This window comes from Streptomyces brasiliensis (genome assembly GCF_014647875.1).
In the GTDB taxonomy this organism is placed as follows: domain Bacteria; phylum Actinomycetota; class Actinomycetes; order Streptomycetales; family Streptomycetaceae; genus Streptomyces; species Streptomyces brasiliensis.
In genome coordinates this window covers 1-18,317 of sequence record NZ_BMQA01000101.1, presented here as the reverse complement: position 1 = coordinate 18,317, position 18,317 = coordinate 1, and the positions used below count along the sequence as shown (strand labels likewise).

General features: G+C 69.8%; 25 protein-coding genes. All 25 read left to right on the top strand.

The window, feature by feature from the left end; genetic code table 11:
• Positions 1-149 precede the first annotated feature (149 nt).
• The 25 genes from IEZ19_RS46210 (at position 150) to IEZ19_RS46095 (ending at position 17,727) form a co-directional block, all read left to right on the top strand.
• Positions 150-413 carry a hypothetical protein gene (locus IEZ19_RS46210; protein WP_189317381.1) on the top strand — a complete coding sequence of 88 codons (264 nt, stop codon included), beginning with the start codon at positions 150-152 and terminating at the stop codon, positions 411-413.
• A gap of 74 nt (positions 414-487) precedes the next feature.
• Positions 488-1,000 (top strand): hypothetical protein, encoded by a 513-nt coding sequence (locus IEZ19_RS46205; protein ID WP_189317380.1) that lies wholly within the window; start codon positions 488-490, stop codon positions 998-1,000.
• Between the two features lie 116 nt (positions 1,001-1,116).
• Positions 1,117-2,295, top strand: coding sequence for a DUF932 domain-containing protein (locus IEZ19_RS46200; RefSeq protein WP_189317379.1), 1,179 nt, complete (start codon positions 1,117-1,119; stop codon positions 2,293-2,295).
• 373 nt (positions 2,296-2,668) lie between these two features.
• On the top strand, positions 2,669-2,866 hold the full coding sequence (locus IEZ19_RS46195) for a hypothetical protein (RefSeq protein WP_229841614.1): 198 nt from the start codon (positions 2,669-2,671) through the stop codon (positions 2,864-2,866).
• Between the two features lie 24 nt (positions 2,867-2,890).
• Positions 2,891-3,136 (top strand): hypothetical protein, encoded by a 246-nt coding sequence (locus IEZ19_RS46190; protein ID WP_189317378.1) that lies wholly within the window; start codon positions 2,891-2,893, stop codon positions 3,134-3,136.
• 63 nt (positions 3,137-3,199) lie between these two features.
• The gene (locus IEZ19_RS46185) at positions 3,200-3,685 is read left to right on the top strand and encodes a hypothetical protein (protein ID WP_189317377.1); all 486 of its coding nucleotides are present in this window, start codon (positions 3,200-3,202) and stop codon (positions 3,683-3,685) included.
• 962 nt (positions 3,686-4,647) lie between these two features.
• Positions 4,648-5,487, top strand: a complete 840-nt coding sequence (locus tag IEZ19_RS46180) for a hypothetical protein (protein WP_229841613.1) — start codon at positions 4,648-4,650, stop codon at positions 5,485-5,487.
• Positions 5,484-5,651, top strand: a complete 168-nt coding sequence (locus IEZ19_RS52095) for a hypothetical protein (RefSeq protein WP_229841612.1) — start codon at positions 5,484-5,486, stop codon at positions 5,649-5,651. Before IEZ19_RS46180 ends, IEZ19_RS52095 begins: the two co-directional genes overlap by 4 nt.
• A gap of 53 nt (positions 5,652-5,704) precedes the next feature.
• Positions 5,705-5,833, top strand: a complete 129-nt coding sequence (locus IEZ19_RS52855) for a hypothetical protein (RefSeq protein WP_268248777.1) — start codon at positions 5,705-5,707, stop codon at positions 5,831-5,833.
• 138 nt (positions 5,834-5,971) lie between these two features.
• The gene (locus tag IEZ19_RS46170; protein ID WP_189317376.1) at positions 5,972-6,211 is read left to right on the top strand and encodes a hypothetical protein; all 240 of its coding nucleotides are present in this window, start codon (positions 5,972-5,974) and stop codon (positions 6,209-6,211) included.
• A 97-nt stretch (positions 6,212-6,308) separates the two neighbouring features.
• On the top strand, positions 6,309-6,599 hold the full coding sequence (locus IEZ19_RS46165) for a hypothetical protein (RefSeq protein ID WP_189317375.1): 291 nt from the start codon (positions 6,309-6,311) through the stop codon (positions 6,597-6,599).
• Positions 6,596-6,796, top strand: coding sequence for a hypothetical protein (locus IEZ19_RS46160; RefSeq protein WP_189317374.1), 201 nt, complete (start codon positions 6,596-6,598; stop codon positions 6,794-6,796). The genes IEZ19_RS46165 and IEZ19_RS46160 overlap by 4 nt, the downstream gene beginning before the upstream one ends.
• A gap of 10 nt (positions 6,797-6,806) precedes the next feature.
• Positions 6,807-7,418 (top strand): hypothetical protein, encoded by a 612-nt coding sequence (locus IEZ19_RS46155; RefSeq protein ID WP_189317373.1) that lies wholly within the window; start codon positions 6,807-6,809, stop codon positions 7,416-7,418.
• A 138-nt stretch (positions 7,419-7,556) separates the two neighbouring features.
• The gene (locus IEZ19_RS46150; RefSeq protein ID WP_189317372.1) at positions 7,557-7,901 is read left to right on the top strand and encodes a hypothetical protein; all 345 of its coding nucleotides are present in this window, start codon (positions 7,557-7,559) and stop codon (positions 7,899-7,901) included.
• A gap of 64 nt (positions 7,902-7,965) precedes the next feature.
• The gene (locus IEZ19_RS46145; RefSeq protein WP_189317371.1) at positions 7,966-8,205 is read left to right on the top strand and encodes a hypothetical protein; all 240 of its coding nucleotides are present in this window, start codon (positions 7,966-7,968) and stop codon (positions 8,203-8,205) included.
• Between the two features lie 50 nt (positions 8,206-8,255).
• Entirely contained in the window at positions 8,256-9,227 is a 972-nt protein-coding gene (locus tag IEZ19_RS52090; RefSeq protein ID WP_229841611.1) for a hypothetical protein, read from the top strand.
• Positions 9,224-9,400, top strand: a complete 177-nt coding sequence (locus tag IEZ19_RS53280) for a hypothetical protein (protein WP_308429093.1) — start codon at positions 9,224-9,226, stop codon at positions 9,398-9,400. Before IEZ19_RS52090 ends, IEZ19_RS53280 begins: the two co-directional genes overlap by 4 nt.
• Before the next feature lie 43 nt (positions 9,401-9,443).
• Positions 9,444-10,001 (top strand): hypothetical protein, encoded by a 558-nt coding sequence (locus IEZ19_RS46130; protein WP_189317370.1) that lies wholly within the window; start codon positions 9,444-9,446, stop codon positions 9,999-10,001.
• A gap of 554 nt (positions 10,002-10,555) precedes the next feature.
• A complete protein-coding gene (locus IEZ19_RS46125; protein WP_189317369.1) occupies positions 10,556-12,814 on the top strand; it encodes a HAMP domain-containing protein in 2,259 nt (752 codons plus the stop codon).
• A gap of 6 nt (positions 12,815-12,820) precedes the next feature.
• Entirely contained in the window at positions 12,821-14,431 is a 1,611-nt protein-coding gene (pgsB, locus tag IEZ19_RS46120) for a poly-gamma-glutamate synthase PgsB (RefSeq protein WP_189317368.1), read from the top strand.
• Positions 14,428-14,910, top strand: a complete 483-nt coding sequence (locus tag IEZ19_RS46115) for a poly-gamma-glutamate biosynthesis protein PgsC/CapC (RefSeq protein ID WP_189317367.1) — start codon at positions 14,428-14,430, stop codon at positions 14,908-14,910. Before pgsB ends, IEZ19_RS46115 begins: the two co-directional genes overlap by 4 nt.
• A gap of 38 nt (positions 14,911-14,948) precedes the next feature.
• The gene (locus IEZ19_RS46110; RefSeq protein WP_189317366.1) at positions 14,949-16,004 is read left to right on the top strand and encodes an NlpC/P60 family protein; all 1,056 of its coding nucleotides are present in this window, start codon (positions 14,949-14,951) and stop codon (positions 16,002-16,004) included.
• Positions 16,005-16,258: 254 nt separating this feature from the next.
• Positions 16,259-16,618, top strand: a complete 360-nt coding sequence (locus IEZ19_RS46105; RefSeq protein WP_189317365.1) for a hypothetical protein — start codon at positions 16,259-16,261, stop codon at positions 16,616-16,618.
• Between the two features lie 45 nt (positions 16,619-16,663).
• A complete protein-coding gene (locus IEZ19_RS46100; protein ID WP_189317364.1) occupies positions 16,664-17,185 on the top strand; it encodes a single-stranded DNA-binding protein in 522 nt (173 codons plus the stop codon).
• 170 nt (positions 17,186-17,355) lie between these two features.
• Positions 17,356-17,727, top strand: coding sequence for a hypothetical protein (locus IEZ19_RS46095; RefSeq protein ID WP_189317363.1), 372 nt, complete (start codon positions 17,356-17,358; stop codon positions 17,725-17,727).
• The last annotated feature ends 590 nt before the right edge of the window (positions 17,728-18,317 follow it).

Below are 18,317 nucleotides of genomic sequence, written 5' to 3'. Positions count from 1 at the left end.
CCCAGCCAAAGACCATCACCCTTCTGCCTCGATTGGTTTAGAACTCAAGCAACGGCATTGGCCGTACCCTCCACAGGCAGATTGGTGCAGCAGTCGGACAGGCGTGGAAGTTCGAGGGAATCGCTGAGCGCGCCGACGGAGCTCATCACGTGCACGTGACCCGTCCCGGAGGGAAGTTGGGCCGGATCCACCGCGAATTCCACCCGGGCGTTTTCGGGTGTGAGATCACGGTAGAGATCACGTGGCGCAGGAGTGTCAGCCACGCGGTTTACCGGACGTGGGCGAAGGTCGACGACTATTTGTTGGCCGGACTGTTCGCGCTCGTGCCCCTTGCATTCTTCGAGCACTTCCACTGGGCGGAATTCATCGTTTCCATTCTCGGAATGGACGACCACTACGGGAAAGGGCGGTAACCGCCCGCTCCGCTATCAGGGCGGGGCCCGGGGTGGCAGCAGCCCCCCGGGCTCCCGGATGGGATGGAGGAACCATGGAAGAGACGCAGACTTCGAGCCGGACCGGCGAGCCTCTGACGCAGGCGGAACGCGAGCAGGCCCGTTACGCGCTGGGTGAGTTGGCGCTCAGCGAGTGCGGCCCCGACACGCTGAGCATGCCGCAAAAGCAGCTAGACGCGGTCCGGTCGTTCTTCGAGCTGGTTTGGGCGTTGGGGGTTCGCACGGGTCACACCGCCCCTGCCGTGGCGGGTGTCCCGGTCGACCAGGCGACCGTCACGCGCGCGTTCAAGCTGCTGTCCGAGCAGATGACGGCCGGGCAGCACAGCGGGCCTGCACTGTGGCAGAAGGTCGACTACCACGGCAGCGTGACACAGCGTCACGGCGCGTACTGGGTGTACGCGATTCACGAGCAGGGCGACCCGTTCGACGAGGAGCCGGAGTTGCGCTACGACCTGTGCGAGATGCGCGGCGTAAGGGCCGTGTCGGTGGTCACGAACGTGCGGCGTTCGAGCCTGACGCCGCTACCGGAGTACCGCACCACGGTCTAAGTGTGCTGGTCAGGGGTGGGTTCACTCCCTCACGAAACAAACTATTATGAATGTTGTCCGGGGGTGGTGGCCCCGCCCCCGGACCGCAGAAACCACCACGAAGGGGAGAACACCGCATGACGCAGCAGTTCGCCGAGCGCGCCACGAACGTGGCCCCCACCGGCGCCCGAAACGCCGAACTCTCCGATCTGGTCCGCATCCTGGAGGACCAGAACCGGCGCAAGCTGGACGTGATCACCCCTGCATCCGCGCTGCGGTTCCGCGAAGGGAACGTGCACGTCGAGGGTGTCGAGTCCCTGATCACCGAGGACGGTGTGACGGAGGTCGACGGCATCTACCAGCCCACCGCCGTGGCCGACGAGGGGATCTCCGACAAGCTCCGCATCCCGCTCGCGTACCTGCGCCGGATGCGCGCCGAGAACGTCCCGCTTCTGGACGAGAACGTGAACGCGTGGCTGGGCCAGGAGCCGGAGCGCCGTTTCATGCTCCGCGCGTTCCGGGGCGACAACGCCCCGGGCATGCCGCCCGCTGAGGGCGTGGCCCGCGCGCTGCTGTCCGACAGCTACAAGCTGATGGACAACTTCGACATGCTGCTGGCCGCCCTGGACGGGGTGAAGCAGTCCGGTCACCCCACCCGCGTGACCGGGTGCGATCTGACGGACCGGCGCATGTACGTGCGCGTCGAGTCCGAAGCGGTCGCTGTCCAGGCCCGTGCGCTGCTGCGCGGCTACCGCTCCCCGTTCGACGGCCGTAGCGGTGACGAACTGCCGATGATCTCGGCCGGTTTCGTCATCACGAACAGCGAGGTCGGTTCCGGCGCCTACACGATCACCCCGCGTGCGGTCATCCAGGTGTGCCGCAACGGCCTGACCGAGACGAAGGACGTCATGCGTGCCGTGCACCTCGGAGGCAAGCAGGACCAGGGTGTTGTGTCCTGGTCCGGCCAGACGCAGCGCAAGACGCTGGAGCTGATCACGTCCAAGACCGCCGACGCTGTGCGCACCTTCCTGTCTCGCGAGTACGTCGAGGCGAAGGTACGCGAGATGGAGGCCGCCGCCGGTAAGACGCTGGCCGAGCCGACGAAGACGATCGAGCACGTCACCAAGACGCTCAGCATCGGCACCGAGGCCAAGGACATGATCCTTGCCCACTTCATCCGGGGCGGTCAGATGACGGCCGGGGGCGTGATGCAGGCCGTCACGTCGACCGCCCAGACCCTCACCGACGCCGACCAGGCCGCCGCCCTCGAAGCGCTCGCCCTGCCCGCCCTCACGGCCGCCGCCACACACGGCTGACAGACCCCCGTGCGGGCCGGGAACCTCCCCGAGCCCGGCCCGCACGGGCCCCACGCCGCCCCCAGCACCGGGCGGGCACCTCTCCCGGACCGCCCGGGGTGACCGGCCGGCCCCAGAGCGCGGAGCGCTCCCCCACCCGGCCAGGGGCGCGGAGCGCCCGCCCCGTCCCTCTGCCGCGTAGCGGCAGCGCGACGCGTCTGCGGAGCAGACCGCGCGCCCAGGCACGCCGGCACCCCGCACGGCGCCCTCCACCCCACCCGAAAGGACCCACCGCCCCATGGCTACGCCTTCCCCCGACTCCGAGCACAGCCCTCACACTCCGTACGACGTCGCCCGCGCCGCGGTGGTGGCCCTGGGTGACCAGTGACGCGCCGTGCCCGGCCCGTGGCGGACGACCGGCCGCCTCTACGACGCCGACCGCATCCCGTTCACGATCGGCGTTTGCGGAACCGGAGAGCTCTACATCCGCAACGACGCACAAGGCGACAGCGCCCACCTCCCGTTCCCGCCGACCAGCGATCTCGCTGCACTCGGCCAGCACATTGCCGACCTGATCGGCGACCTGTACTGACCGCCCCCCTTTCGAGGAGAGCACATGCCCCAGTTCACGGAAGGCCAGTACGTCTCCTGGGACACCCGGGACGGCGCGACAACCGTGCAGATCACGGCCGTGGACCGGTTCCACATCACCTACCGAAGCGCGGACGACCACTGGGAGGGCGTCGAGTCGACCGTGTTCAGCTCCCTCGAGGAGAAGACGGCCGACTGGCGCCCCGCCACCGAGACGGAGGCCATGGCCTTCAAGACCCGGTTCCGGCCCGCCCCCGAGAACTGGAACTGATCACCACCGCTGCGCCCCGGTCGGGGCGCAGCCCCACGCCCGCGACAGCCGCAGGGAGTCCCCATGCCCGCACGCCCGGAGTTGGCCCCTCCCGACGACGCCGCCATAGCCGTCGCCATGAGCCGCGCCCTGACCGCCCTTGCCACAGTGGTTCACGCACTCGGCGACGGCGAACACGCGATCAACTTCGTAGCCGAGCGCACCGATGACACGTTCGTCACGGCTCAGGCCGACCTCTCCGTCGGCACCGCCCCGCTGCGCCTGAGCGTGCTGGACGAAGACGACTACGCCGTACTGCGCATGCTCCTGGTGTTCGCGCTGGAGGGCAGCACCGTACGGAACGCGGTCCTGGTCGCGACCACGGCCGCCGAGCCCCACCCCCGCGCGTGCGGCTGGACCGTACACGGCGGGTGGCTGCACCCCATGCACACGGCCGAACTCCGGCAGGCCGTCATCCCCTGCCCGGGCGTCCCCGCCGTAGAGCGCGAGGTCTACGACGCCCCGATCCTGCCCCTCCCCGACCCCGACGAGGAGAGCCCCCGTGCCTGACACGCCTGCCGTGGCCCCGAACCCCACCGCCCACGACGACATCCCCGCCCGGCAGCCCCTTCCTGGAACCCGGCTCATCGCCCACCGCGTACCCGAGTGCGGGATCGCAGGTTCGTACATCCACATGGACCACGCGGACATCCATGTGACGTACACCCAGGTTGTAGGCCGCGCGGGGCAGTTTCCGGCCCAAGGTGTGACGTGTCTGGGCCGCACGGTTGCGGGCAGGGACGTGAACGGCTGGCTGCGGGGCAGCCTCAATTTCTGGCTGCTCAGCGAAGGACGGATGGCCCACGACGGCGTGATCCGGTACCGGCAGACCCGCAACCATTCGGTTGTCACGTTCGTACCGGACAAGACATCCGGAATCCTGATCAACCGACCGGACGAACAGGTGACGGCCGCCGCCTACCGCGTGACCGGCCCCACCGGCGTCACGCAACTGTGGCGAGGCCAGGCGGTGCGCGATGCCATCGGCACCTGCCGCCGAAAGCCCCCCGTCGGTTGGCCCGAAGGGTGGGCGCACCTCCTGCCCGACGCATCGGCCACATTCAAGCCCGGGGGCCCCCATGGGGCCCGCCGGACGTCTACACAGCCGTTCCGGCAGACGAGCCCGCCTCATGGGGCCCGCCGTGCGCCGGGTGCGGCTACCCGGAATCCGAACACGACCCAGTGCGCCTCTGGGGCCGTTCCCGGTCCGAGGGCACGGGCTGTTCTTGCTGGACCTACAGCGAGCAAAAAGCGTAGAGCCCGCCGAAGGTTCACGGAACGCGCCACCGCCCGCAGTAACCCACAGACGCCGTTCCCGCCTCCCCCTTCCCCCCGGGGAGGCGGGAACGGCCAACCCGGCCAGCACGCCACTGGCCGACGACCTGCCGCCCCGACGCCCGCGCCCTCCCCTTCGGCGAGCGCGGGACGGCAGGCCCCAGCCCACCGAGCCGACCCACCAGGAGCCGCAGCCCATGACCAGCATGACCAGCCCGAGCCTGACCATCGAGACGCCCGCCGGCACCGTGCGCGCCACCGCCGGCCCCCGCCAGGCCGGCGCCGTCGTCTTCGAGCTGGGCGGGGCGATGCACGGCAGCGTGCACGTCACCGGCACCCAACACCCGCACTACTGGGACCAGTTCACCGCCGTCCGCGCCTGTCTCGGACCGGTCGACGCCTACGAGACCACCGCCCCCGACGACGCCCTTCCGCGGTTCGCCCACCGCAACAGCGGCTACCACGGCAGTCTGACCCGCTACCCCAGCGACTACGGCGACTACCCCCAAGAGTCCGTCTATCCGCTGTCGACCGCCGCCGGGAACGAGCCGTCACCGAGGACGGTCGCGACGCTCACCGCCGTTCTGCGCGCGTGCGCCGACCACGTCGCCCAGCGCGACGACCTGCCCCTGATCCTGGACGCGTCCAGGCTGCGCAAGACGCCCGGACTGCTGCGGTTCCTCAACTGGGCCGCCGCGCACACCGACGCCGACGCCGTCCGCTGCGCGGCAGAGTCGCAGGCAGCCCACCGAGAGCTGAAAGCCGCCGTGGCCTTCTGGTGGACCATCGCGCGCCTGTTCACCGCCCACCCGCACCCGGTCCTGCTGCTGATGCTGGCCGACTACAGGGGCTCACTGGCCCGCGACATCCACATTCTGATGTGGAAGGCCCCCTACTACGCCAACGCCGCAGCCGAGCAGCGGGCCCGCACAGACAAGTACCGGGGCGAGGTCGCATCTCTGCGCGCCCAGCAGCAGCGCGGCCGCACCCGCCGCAGGGGAGCCCAGGCGTATCCCGAAACCAAGGAGAAGGTGTGATCGTGCGCTGGCTGATGACCCTGGGCGAGCGCACCCGCCCCGACACGCCCACCTACGCCGAGTGCCCCGGCCCGCACGAGGCCCGCGCGGTCGCCCTGGTCGACGACTGCGGGCAACTCTTCCCCGTCTGGCTGCGTGGCGGCGAGCACTCAGCTGCGACCTGACCGGCTGGGCCGCGCAGGTCGAGGCGGACGACATCGAGAACCTCCCCCAGGACGTGACAGCCGACTGGGAACCCGACCTGCGGCTCGACACGATGCCGGGCGGATACGTGAAGGTCTCGGACTACCGCGACCACACACCGCCCGCCACCCTCACCGCCAGCCCCCGTGTGCTCATGCGCTGACGTCAGCGCCGCCGGAAAACCGCAGGCCGGGGGCGGGTTCACACCACCACATATCAAACTATTATAGAGTTTGTGGGAGGGGGCGCTTCTCCCCCGCACCGCCCCCTCCCACATCCATCATCGACCGAAAAGGCCGCGATGCCTGAGGAGTTCACGTTCACCGACATCGGATCGCTCGGCTACCGGGTCCTCGACCGACAGGACCCGAGCACCAGTTACGGAGTCGTCTGGCACGACCCGAAGGTGTGTAGGTGGGTTGCCGAGTATCCCGGCAACCGCCCGGGCACCGGCGGCGGAATCCCCGGATTCGCCAGCCGCGAGTGGGCCGCGCGCTTCCTGTACCGCTACCGCAAGCCCCAGCCGTCCGGCCTCCGTTGACGCCCGACCGCGCACGTTTGCCGTCCAGAAGCACGGCCGTGTCCGTCGGTCGCCAGCCCGCCTTGCACCCGCCGCATCACAGACAGGGGACCGCGCATTGGCCACCTTCGACCACGCCACCCCGGACCGCTGCGCCCAGCTCGGCCGCGCCCTCACCGCGGCCGGCCTCACCTGGAGCGAGAACGGCTGCCAGGGCACCCTGCAGTACCTCACCTACACCGTCACCGACCCCCACGGCCGCACGTGGCAGGTTACCCCGGCCACCAACTTCCAGATATCCCCGTCCAATCCGGCGCAGATCTGGCAGGCCAGCTGCGGCGAACTCGCGACGACCACCCCAGTCCTGTCCGCCCGCAAAGTGACCGAGCACATCAAGGACACCCCGTGAGCCTGCCCCCGTTTAACCCCGAGGACTTCGACGAACGGTGCGAGACCTGCGGCGCGGCCCCGGGCCAGTTGTGCAGATCGACGTGCGACACCGGGTACACCGCCGAGGACTACCGCCGCGACGCCGAGCGCCGCGAGCAGGCCACCGCCGCACCGCCCGCCGCCGGACGCCCAGCAAGCCGCCGCTCTAAGGAGTGAAGACGCCGCCATGCCACAGGAGTTGACCACCCAGGAGCAGTTCGACGCGTTCGCCGACGAGGTGGCCCGAGAACTGGGCACACACTGCCGCACAGCCCCGCATACCGAGTACGCGCGCGGCCTGGCACGGCTCATCATCGATGGCGACGGCCGCGCCCTGCGCCTGTGCCAGCCCGACGACCAGCAGCCCGGCCGAGTGAAGATCTACGCAGCCCTCCCCGACGAGTCCCAGGTGCAGGCCCCGTCGATCCAGGTCACGGCCATCAGTGCCCGCCATGTGGCACGCGAGATCACCCGACGGCTCTACCCGCTGCACACCGAGGCCGCAGACCTGGCCTCCCAACTCGCCGCCCGGCAGCAGGCAGAGGCCGACGGCCGCCGCACCGTCGCCGAGGCCGTGGCCGACGCCCTCCCCGGCGCGCGCATCGATGAGGAGCACCGACGTACACGAATCGTCTGGCAGCGCGCTTCCTGCCCGCTCGGGCAGCAAGGCCCCGTCCAGGTGGACAGCGTGTGCGTGGTCGTCGGCGCCTCCGGAGAGTGGGTGACGGTCGAGGCGGCCGGCCGCCCCGACTGCGTGATCCCCATGCTGGCCGCGTTCGCCGACACCCCGCGTGAGTGAACGAGCAGGTCAGGGGTGGGTTCACGCAGGAATGTTTCACACTATTATAAATAGTAGATGGTAGATCAGGGCCGTCGCCTCACCGCACCTCTCCTTCGGACTGACGCCCCAATCCCCCCTTCCACCCAAGGAGTTGCCATGCTGCGAACGCTGCGCCGCGCCCTGCGACCGACTCGACTCCGCATCCCCGCCCGCCGCTTTACCTCTGGAATCGCGGCACTGCCGCCCACCGCCAGCGAAGCGTTCGGCACGGACGCGAGCGGCGAGGAAGCCATCGCCTACAACCGCAGCCGCGTCGCCACCGCGACCGCCGTCGCCCTCTACCGCAGCGGGCACACGCTGCCGATGCCCGACGACCACCTGGACGACGCCGTGCACGCCCTGGACTTCCCGTACTCGGCGCCAAGCCCCGAGACGCGTGCCGCCATCCGTGCCGCACTCGCCGTCCTGGACGCCGACTACACCGTCACCGTCACCCGCTGACCACCCGTCCGCTCTCACCTGCGGGCCGCCCCGGCCTGGGCGGCCCGCAACGGAAGGAGCCCCGATGTTCCTGGTCGTACCCGACCCCGCTCACGGACTGGTCGCGGCCCCCGAGTCCCGCGCCGACCTCACTCCCTGCACCGAAGAGACCCTCGCCGCCCAGGGGTTCACCTGGGACAGCGCGATCGAGGCGTACACCCGACCGACTGACCACGGCCCCGGAGCTGTGGAGCGCACCGCCGGCGCACTGCGCGAGCTCGGCCACTTCGTCTTCTCCTCCTGCACGCCCTTGTTCACCGGCTGACCACCGCGCCCGCCGGGCAGCACGCCCCATCCTCTCCGCCCCCTTGCACAATGGAGTTCGTCGTGCGCCGACGCCGCCGCCAGCCGCCTGTCCGGTACGCCGTCACCGAGAGCCAGGGAGCGCACCAGGTCGTGGACCAGCTCCACGGGTACGCGCTCAGCAGCCACACCACCCGCCCGGCCGCCGAGGCAGCGGCGCGCGAACTGGCCTCCAGCCCGGCCGCCGCCGTCACGGCCGCGGAGGCCCTCGATGCAGCCCAGAGCGGCCCGGCGGCCGCCGAGCGCCGGACCCTGCGCAGATACGGGTACGCCTGGAGCCTGCGCCAGGACGAGATGCTCTCCCTGATGCGGGAGTTCAGCCACCACCGCCTGGGGGCCCTGATCTCCGACGGCCACCTGGCCATGGTGTTCAGCCCGGCCGGGCAGCCGTACTACACCACGCCCGAGCGCTTCAACCAGCTGTCGCCCCGCTGGGTGCGCGACGGGGAGCAGTCCTTCCCGACTACCGACACCACCCGCCTCGAACGCCCCCGCCCGGCCCTTGAGGCCAATCTTGTTGGTGCTGCGGGAGTCCGGTCGCCGTGCACCGCCGCCGGTCGCGCACACGGAAGGACACCGCCGATGAAGCCCCTCGAACTGGCCGAACTGCTGGCCGCGCCGACCGAGCCACCGGTACGCGATGCGCTCCGCCGCCTGACTCCCAGGGCACTGGACTCACTGATCATCGAAGCCCTGTCGGTCACCGAGGAGGGGTGGCAGCAGGTCGTGGTCGAGCGGGTCTCGGCATTCGTGGCCGAACAGCCCGGCGACGGCCGCCTCGTGCGGGCTGTGTACTTCACGACGGCAGAGCGGCGGGCCGCGGATGGTCCGCACGTCGGATGGAGCCCGTTCGTCGCGGCGCTCGCGAGCACCGAGCCGGGCGGCCCTGCACGGATGCGTCCTGCCTGTGCCCGTCCCGCTCGCCCGGCAAGGACCATGCCGCCCGCAGCGGCAGCCGAGCCGACCGCTACGAGGCCTGGATGATCCACACCCGCAACTACCGCCTGGTCTTCGCGCCCGACCGGCCCGACGCGCCCTCGGGCATCACCCTCGACGTGCCCGTGCTGCGCCGACGAGTCCTGCGCACTGCCCAGCTCACGGCCGCCCAGGAACACCTGATGGATCTGGTGCGCGGCCTCCTGGACGGCACTCCGTGACCCCCACTCCCCGCCCGTCATTCCCTCGTTGAAGGAGCCTTCCGTGATCACGCCCGACCCCGCGACGCCCGAGGGCGAAGCCATCATCGGCCTGCACGAGCAGATGAACGAACTCCAGGAGCGCACCGACCGGTGGCCCGGCGCCGACACCGTCGACATCCTCGGCACGTGGCTCGCGCGCTTCGACTTCACCGGCCCGGTGCAGCGCACCCGGCTCGTCGCGGGCAGCGTCTGGGTGCTGCGCCGCGAAGACCGGCACGCGGACGAGGTGACGCTCTGGAACGACGAGGCCTCCGCGCTGGCCGCCCTGGCCGAGCATGTCCGCAGCAGCTGGGACAACGTGCGCGGGGACGACGGCATCCCGGATCTCCCACCCGTACGGACGGACCGAATCCCGCGACGGAAGGAACCCCATGGCCACGAAGGAACCGGAGACGCCGGAGCGCTACGGCGGCGAACCCCTCTACGGCAACCTGCCAGCCCATCAACGAGTCTGAGGCGAACTGCCCCTACGCAGGTGACCGTCGGTCGAGGAGGATCCCTCAACATCTTTGCCGGCTCCTCAAACCCGGTCTACGAGCACTCGATCAGCATCCGGTGAGGAACCAGTAGTTCGTGGTCACCCCGCGCACTCGGTCGGTGTCGCTGAACGTGGGCTCCACCCGGCGCCGGAGGAGGAGCAGTCGGTGACAGAGGCAAGGATCTCGATGTCTTTGTCCCGGTTGCTCATCGGCAGCACGCGCAGTAGCTCGAAGGCGTTGGTGGCTGCGAGAGGCCAGGCGCAGCATCACGACAGATCATGATGCCGTTGATGCCCGGTGCCGGCGAAGCCTCTGACGCGGTCAGCGGACACGGTCGGAGCGTGGGGATCGGGGGCCCGATGGGGGATGAATTATCGGGACCGACAGTGCGTGGCTCATGGCCTCTCAGCGGGTGTTGCGCAGATCACATTGGTAAGAGTGCAACCTTATCGAGTTCATACCTGTCTGAGCGTTGCGGGTTCACCTGTGCGACAGGTGTGCCCACAGCGCACGCAAAACCGAAATACCGCCCCTGCTTTCCTGCGCGGAACCGACCACCCGCACACCGCGAGAGGACCCTCCTGTGGCGTCACCGCCCCCGGCGCGGCAGCACCGAGCCCGCCGACGAGCCGACATGTCACTGATCGGAGGCATCCGCCCGCCGATAGCGGTCCTGTCGGTGCTCCTCCTGATGCTGGCCGGCGTCACGGCCCTCGTGCTGGGCCGCGTCGACAACGCCGGAGTGCCGAAGGCGGTGCTGACGTCCCAGCAGCACTTCGCGGAGGACGGCGCCATCGCGCTGCGCGCCTCCGTCGACGAGTCCGTCACCGACGTCACCCGGTCCGCCGCACTGTTCAGCGCCGGCCAGCCCGTCTCCGGCGACGCCGTCCTCGACAAACTCGGCAGCACCTACCAGAAGTGGATGGGCACCGCCGTTGTCGAGATCCGCACCGGCAAGCTGGTCGCGGCCCGCGGCGAGACGGTGCCGCTGCCCTCCGTGAACACCTCCGCCCTCGGCGGCGAGGATGGACTGGCCCCGCGCATGGTCCGGCTGAAGAACGGCGAGGTGCGTCTGCTGTCCTTCGGGCTGCTGACCTGGCCGGGCAAGCCGCAGCTGCTGCTGGTGGCCTCCAGCAACCTGAAGTTCCCCGGCATCAGCCTCGGCCAGTTCCGCTCCATCGCCGTGGTTGACCGCGACGGCGTGATCCTCAGCAGCGACGGCATCCCCGAACCCGAGCAGGCGCGCAACAGCATCGACCGCAAGGAGATCGCGGACTCCCGCAAGCAGTTCAAGGACTTCGCCCAGCGCGCGGCCCGCAAGGCGCAGCAGGATCCGCGCAGCAGCAAGGAGCCCGGCACCGGCGGCTACCAGGGCGTCAGCGGCAGCCTGCTCGGCGGGCAGCTGCTGAGCGACCGGTCCGTCGCCGGATACGCCACGCTGGCCGCGCCCCAGCCCGGCGAGATCACCACCGCCTCCGGGCTCGGCCTCTCCGTGGTCGCCATGGTCACGGTGGCCGAGGACCCCACCCGTACCCATTCCTCGGTGTTCGGTCTGCTGGCGGGCGGCGCGTTGCTCATCGTCGGCGCACTGGCCGTGGCGGTGCTGCTGGGCACCGTGCAACGCCCGCTCATCCGGCTGTTCCTGGAGTCCCGCCGGCTCACCCGGGGCGACCTGACCCGGCCCGTCACCGTCCCCGGCTACGGTGAGGCGCGCCGCATCGGCAACGCCCTGGAACAGCTGCGATGGCAGCTGCTCGGCGAGCCCGCCGAAGCGTCCGGCCCGGCGCCGCGCCCGCGCGGACTGCGCCGGGTGGGCACCCGGGCCCTCCTGGTGGTCTGCGTGCTGCTGCTGCTGGCCTGGTCCGCACCGCTGATGCTGCTGCTCAACCGCGCCGACAGCACAGCCGTCGTGCCCCGGCGGCTCGTCAGCGACCAGCGTGAACGCACCGACACGCTCAGCGACCGGGTGCGCCGCGCGCTCAACGAGGGAAGCGCCGACCTGCAGTCGGTGGCGTCCCTGATCGGCAACCGGACCGAACCCGAGGCCATGGACAAGGTGCTGGAACGCACCATCAACGAGAACCAGCGCTACCGCTCGCTCTACGTCGTCGAATCCTCCGGTGATGTCCTGGCCCAGGAGGGCAAGGACCCCCGGGTGATCAAGTCCAAGCGGGTCTCCAGCACACCCATCCGGCTGCTGGGCCACGGCGGCAAGGAGCCTGTCGTCGTCGCCACCGCCGAGATACCCGGCCGCAAAGGCGTCCAGCTGGTGGGCGAGTTCCGCGTCGAGTTCCTCAACGCCTTGCTGAACCGGCCGGGCCTGGGGGTGGTCCGGCTCGTGGACGACCGGAGCAAGGTCATCGCGGGCAACACCGGCTTCCTCGCCTTCCAGTCGCTGCCCGACGAGCACCTGAGGGACCTCGTTGCGGCAAGCGCCCAGCGGCTCGGTAAGAAGCCGCGGCCCAACGGCGTGCTCTACCGTGAGCACGGGGTGCGGATCGCCGCCGCCGCGCCGTTCGCCGGCAGCGGTCCCGCCGAGTCGCTCGGCTGGAGCGTGGTCAGCTGGCAGCCCGTCAACCGACTCGCCATCCCCGGATACGAAACCCAGAACCGCACCATTCTCGCCGGGCTGCTCGGCGCCACCGCGGTCGTCGCCTGCCTGGGCTGGCTGTACATCGTGGTGGCCCGGCCGCTGCGCGCGCTGGCCGGCCGGGCCGAGGCCTTGGCCGACGGCGACCGCAAGACCGTGCTGTTCCCGCAGTACCACGACGAGGTCGGCGCGGTCACCCGCTCCCTGGAACTGATCCGGCAGCAGCTGCAGGACCAGCGACGGCAGCAGCCCCGCCACACCCCGCCCCAGGCGTCCACGCCGCAGCAGTACACAAGGAACTGATCGCCCGTGCTCTTCCTCTACACCGTGCTGCTGGTGTGCTGCGCGATCCTGCTCGTCGCGGGCATCGTGGAGCAGCGGCGGCACTTCACCAACCTGGACCACATACCCACCCGGGTGCTGGTCAACGGCATCCGCGGCAAGTCCTCCATCACCCGCCTGTGCGCGGGAGCCCTGCGCGGCGGCGGCCTGACGACCGTCGCCAAGACCACCGGAACCGCGGCCCGGTTCATCCACCCGGACGCCACCGAGGAGCCGGTCTACCGCAAGTTCGGCATCGCCAACGTGGTCGAGCAGATCGGCATCGTGCGCCGCGCCGCCGCGTACAAGCCGGACGCGCTCGTCATCGAGTGCATGGCCGTCATGCCTGCCCTGCAGGAGATCAACCAGTCCAAGCTGATCCGCTCCACGATCGGTGTGCTGTGCAACGTCCGCGAGGACCACCTCGCCGAGATGGGGCCCACACTGGACGACGTGGCACGCTCGCTGAGCCGGTCCATGCCCGAGGGCGGCATCTGCGTCACCGCCGAGAAGGAACGTTTCCACATTCTCCAGGAGGAGGCGGACGCCCGGGACTGCAAGCTCGTCTACGCCGACCCCGAGACGGTCACCGACGAGGAGCTGCGCGGCTTCAGCTGGTTCACCTTCAAGGAGAACGTGGCCATCGCGCTGGCCGTCGCCGAACTCCTCGGCGTCGACCGGGAGACGGCCCTGCAGGGCATGTACGAGGCCCCGCCGGACCCCGGTGTCCTCTCCGTCGAGCGCTATCTGACGCCCGAGGGGAAGAAGCTGCGCTTCGCCAACGTCTTCGCGGCCAACGACCCCGAGTCAACGCTGATGAACATCAACCAGCTCCTCGACCTCGGCGCGATCCACCGCCCCCTGAACGTGGTCATCAACTGCCGCCCCGACCGGGTCGAGCGTAACGGCCAGATGGGCGAGATCATCCCCGGCCTCGACCCTGAGCGCGTCTTCGTGATCGGCCACCCGGCCAAGTCTGCCATCGACGCGATCCCCGCCGAGTTCCGCTCGCGCGCCGTCGACCTGGGCGGCGACAAGCGCGACCCGGAGGAGTTCATGGCCCGGCTGCTGGAGCAGCTCGGCCCGGACTCCTCGCTGGTCGCGATCGGCAACATCCACGGCCAGGGCGAACTTCTGCTGGAGCACCTCGCCGAACTGCCGCCGGCCGACAGCGTCGACGAGCCCGTGACCACGGCTGCGCCCGGCCGAGGGGCGGCACCCGCCGTGGTCGAGCACGTCGAAACCATGCAGCTGTACGCGCCCCGCATCGACCCCTACCAAGGCTACTCGGAGGCGTACGAGACGCGCTACGCGCAGCAGCCCTACGTCCCGCAGATCCCCGTGCAGCGCGACGCCGTACACCCGTACCCGGACTGGGAGCGGGTGAACCAGGCGGGGCAGGGGCAGCCGTACCCGAACGACGCGTGGACGCAGCCGTATTACGGCGACCAGCCCGCCCCCGCCGTGCCGCAGGCGCGCCCGGACACCGGCCCCTCGGCCGGACAGGCCACGCCCCGCGGGCCGTTCGAGCCTCGCATAGTTCCCGAGCGTTCCGATGACGACAGCCAGCAGTGGCACAGCCCAGGAGAACAGCGTTGATCCCCTCCGTCCTCACCCCCGAGATCGCCGCGATTGGCATCGGCCTGGGCCTGTTGTTCTCGTTGATGTGCTACCTGACGACCAACCTGTCGCCCGGCGGCATGATCACGCCGGGCTGGCTCGCGCTCACGCTCATCGAGGACCTGCAGCGGGCCGCGCTGGTGGTCGGCGTGACCGTGCTGACCTACCTCGCCACGCTGCTGCTGCAGCGCTTCGTGATCCTGTACGGCAAGCGGCTGTTCGCGGCCGTGGTGCTCAGCGGTGTGCTCATCCAGGCCACCGTGATCATCGTGCTACAGATGGAGTTCCCGCTGCTGTACGCCAACCAGACGCTCGGGTTCATCGTCCCGGGCCTGATCGGCTACCAGTTGGTCCGCCAGTCCAAGGGCGCCACGCTGCTGTCCGTCGGAGCGGTAACCCTGGCCACCTATGTGGTCCTGACCGCCGGCATCCTCCTGGGCGCCATGCCCTCCGCCTGAACCCGTCTGTTCTCGACGCCTTTTCTGGAGCCCTCACCATGCCGAAGCGCAAAGGCCGCCCCGTCGTCCACGCGGCGACGGTCCTGGCGCTGCTCGCGAGCAGCGCCTACTTCACCTACGAACTACGCAAGGACGAGCAGGCGAAGAAGCCCGCGGCCCAGTCGGTTACCGACAATGCCCTGCAGAACTCGGGTGAGGCGACCGGCAAGCAGACCTGGGAGCGGCTGAACAACCCGGCGCGCTCGGTGCTGCGCGACGACAAGGGCGAGGTTATCGCCACCTTCACGGACGGCGCCCGCACCGCTACGCTCAAGGGCTCCACGCGGACCTTCAGCGAACCGGCCATCACCAAGACCAAGGTGGTCACCGACGACTGGGTGCGCCTCCTGCCGGAGCCCTGGACCAAGGACGCCGATAACCAGCAATGGTTCAAGGAATGGTTCAAGAAGTACTACCGCAGCGAGGAGGACGACATCTTCGCGTTCGCCTTCCAGTACACGCCGGGTGCGCCGGTCAAGAAGGACGACCAGGGCCTCCAGTACGCGGGACAGGCGTTCTACGGGCCCTTCAAAGCCGACGGCGTGGACCGGTACGAACAGACTGACTTTTACGACTACCTGGGCATCCCGTACACCTTCCGGGACGGCACCACGATGTACCCGCAGACGGACCGCCTGCACTCCGTGGACTGCTCCGGCTATCTGCGCCTGGTCTACGGCTACCGCGCCCGCTACCCGTTGATGGCCGCCGACGACAAGGGCGACGGGCTGCCGCGGACCGCCGATGGCATGGCCCGCGGCAAGGAGGGCGTCGACATCATCGAGCTGCAAGGCCCCAGCCCTTGGTACGTTCGGCCGAAGAACACCGATGTCCTCCAGCCCGGTGATCTGCTGTTCTTCAAGATGGACCATCGCACCGCCAACCACATGGACCACTCCGCGATCTACCTGGGCCTGGACACCGAGGGCCACAAGGTCTTCGTGTCCAGCCGCAAGGAGCAGAACGGCCCCACGATCGGCGACCAGGGCGGTGTCTCGCGGCTGGACGGCAACGGCTTCTACGCCCAGTTGTTCCGCAGCGCGAAGCGGCTGTGAGCAGCCGGGCGAGCCATGACTCAGATTGAACTCGTAGACACCAAGGGGCGTGACGGTTCATGATCCCTGTGGCACGGCGGGTTCATGCGGTACGCGCAGAGGGGCGGGTACACGCCCGCCGAGCAGGAACGGCGTGAGCAACTGCGGCCGGGTTACGAGAATGGGCCGTCGACCTCTACTACGGGCCGAAGGCCGAACGCTCAGACGAGGACTACTCGCTGTATGCCGACGACATCGGCAGGCTCGTGCCTACGGTGACCGCCCCGCACGAATTCCGCTTTCCCGGCGAGGAGGTCTGCGCCGAGGCCAACAGCGCGGCTGTCTTCCACGCGCAGGCCGGCCCCGACGACGAAGGCCTGCCGTGCATCGAGATCGCGGGGGTTCTCGTCTTCGCCTATTTGGACGCCGACATGCAGGCCGTGCGGGTCTCGGTTCACCTCGACACCACAGACCCGCTGCTCGTCCAGCCCGGGCAGTCGGTGCCTTTGCACATGGAGGTCGAGGACTCCACGGTGTTCAGCGGAGGCGCCGCGCCGGCGCGAGCGGCGGGCGGGGTGTGGCGGCGGTGGCTGCGACGCCTGGACCGCTGGATGCAGTGGCAGAGGGGGGCTTGACCCCACCCCAGAACAAACTATTATGTTAGATAAGAGGTGGTTCGCATGGCCCCGTCCCTCACACATGTGTCCGGCACTGTCACCAGCAACGTCGAATGCCGCTTCACCGAATCCGGCATCGCCGTCTGCCGGTTCCGCCTGACCGAGGTGCCCAGCCAGTGGGACGCCACCACCCGGCAGTGGAGGGACCAGGCGCCCATCTCCTACCTGTGCACCGCCTGGCGCGACCTCGCCCGCAACGCCACCGAATCCCTCACCACCGGGGTCACCGTCCTCGTTAAGGGGCGCATCACCGAGATCAAGGACAACTCCATCCACCTGAGCGTCGACGATCTCGGCCTCAGCCTGCGCCAGCGCATCGCCTACACAGAAGCCAGCCTGCCCGGACCGGCCGCCGCCGCCCCCGTCACCCCTCCCCCGACGCCTCAGCCCGCACCACCGAGCGCGCCCCGCCCGGCCGCCAAGGGCCCGGGCCACCCGCCCGCGTGGTGGGAGGAGCGGAGGTCCTCCGGCTGGTCCAGCAGCACCTCTGCCACCGACGACCCTCCCCTTCACGTCGGCCGCTGACTCTCCCCCCTTCCTCCTCCCTTCATCCGCCCGCCCGATGCGGGACCGGTTCGCCTGCCGGTGCCGCGCCCTGCCTGCCTGCCCTGCCTGCCTGCCCTGCCCTGAGAACCCAACCGCCTTCCTGTGCCCGGCCGTCCCGGCCGGGCACAGCCCATTGAGCGGACCGTGCCGTGCGTGAGCACGTCGACTTCTTCGGGGCCGTCGTCACCGCCTACCCCGGCGACGCCGACCACGCCCCGCTGCTCGAGGACCCCGTCCACGCGCGTGTGGCCCGCGCCGGCGACGTCGTCGAGGGCGACCTGATCCTGGCCGCCGTCTCCCTGCGCGGCGCGGACTACTTCAACGACCAGTCCATCGCGCATCCCGCGCCCTACGACCCGGCCTGCCAGTGCGGCGTGTGCTGTCACCTCGCCCACGAGCCCGGCCCGGTCGTCGTGCTCTCCAGCGGCCGCCCCTGGCCGACCTGCGACCCGTGGCTCGCCGACGCCCTGGTCCTCATCATCCCCGCCCAGCCCCTGCTCGCCCGGACCACGAAGGAGTGACGGACCGCCATGTCCCGCACCGCCTACACGCCGTCACTGCTCGGCCTCGCCGCCAACGACGCCCTGGACACCGTCATCAACTGGGGGTTGGGCGCCGACTCCACCGCCTACCTCGCGCGGGTACTCACCGATCCTGCCGCGTACGGGATCGACCTGGAACGCACCGCCGTCCTCTACATGGCCACCGGCAACAAGTGGCCCGAAACCCGGAACACCTGCCCCAGATCCTGCTGTAGACGTCCGCCGCGGTGGACCGGATGGCGCGGACCGAAACGGTGCCACCACAGTCGCCCGCTTCATCGGCGAGGCCCCCACGAACCTCACCAACCAGCTCCGCAAAGCACACGAAGCTGCCCAGGATGTACGGACTTGCTGACGCTCACCGGAGCACCAGGACGCCGATACGTCCTGCAGTCCGTGTGCACTCAGCGACATGCGCAGACGGACCGCCTCAAGGCCCCTGTCAGGCAGATCGCTGCTCCAACCTCATGTATTCAGCTACGACCGTGGCCTGACGGCCCGACAGAATAAGGGTGCCTCTCACCTGCGATGATCTGACTGCTTAGATCAAGAACGTCGCGAGGAAGAGG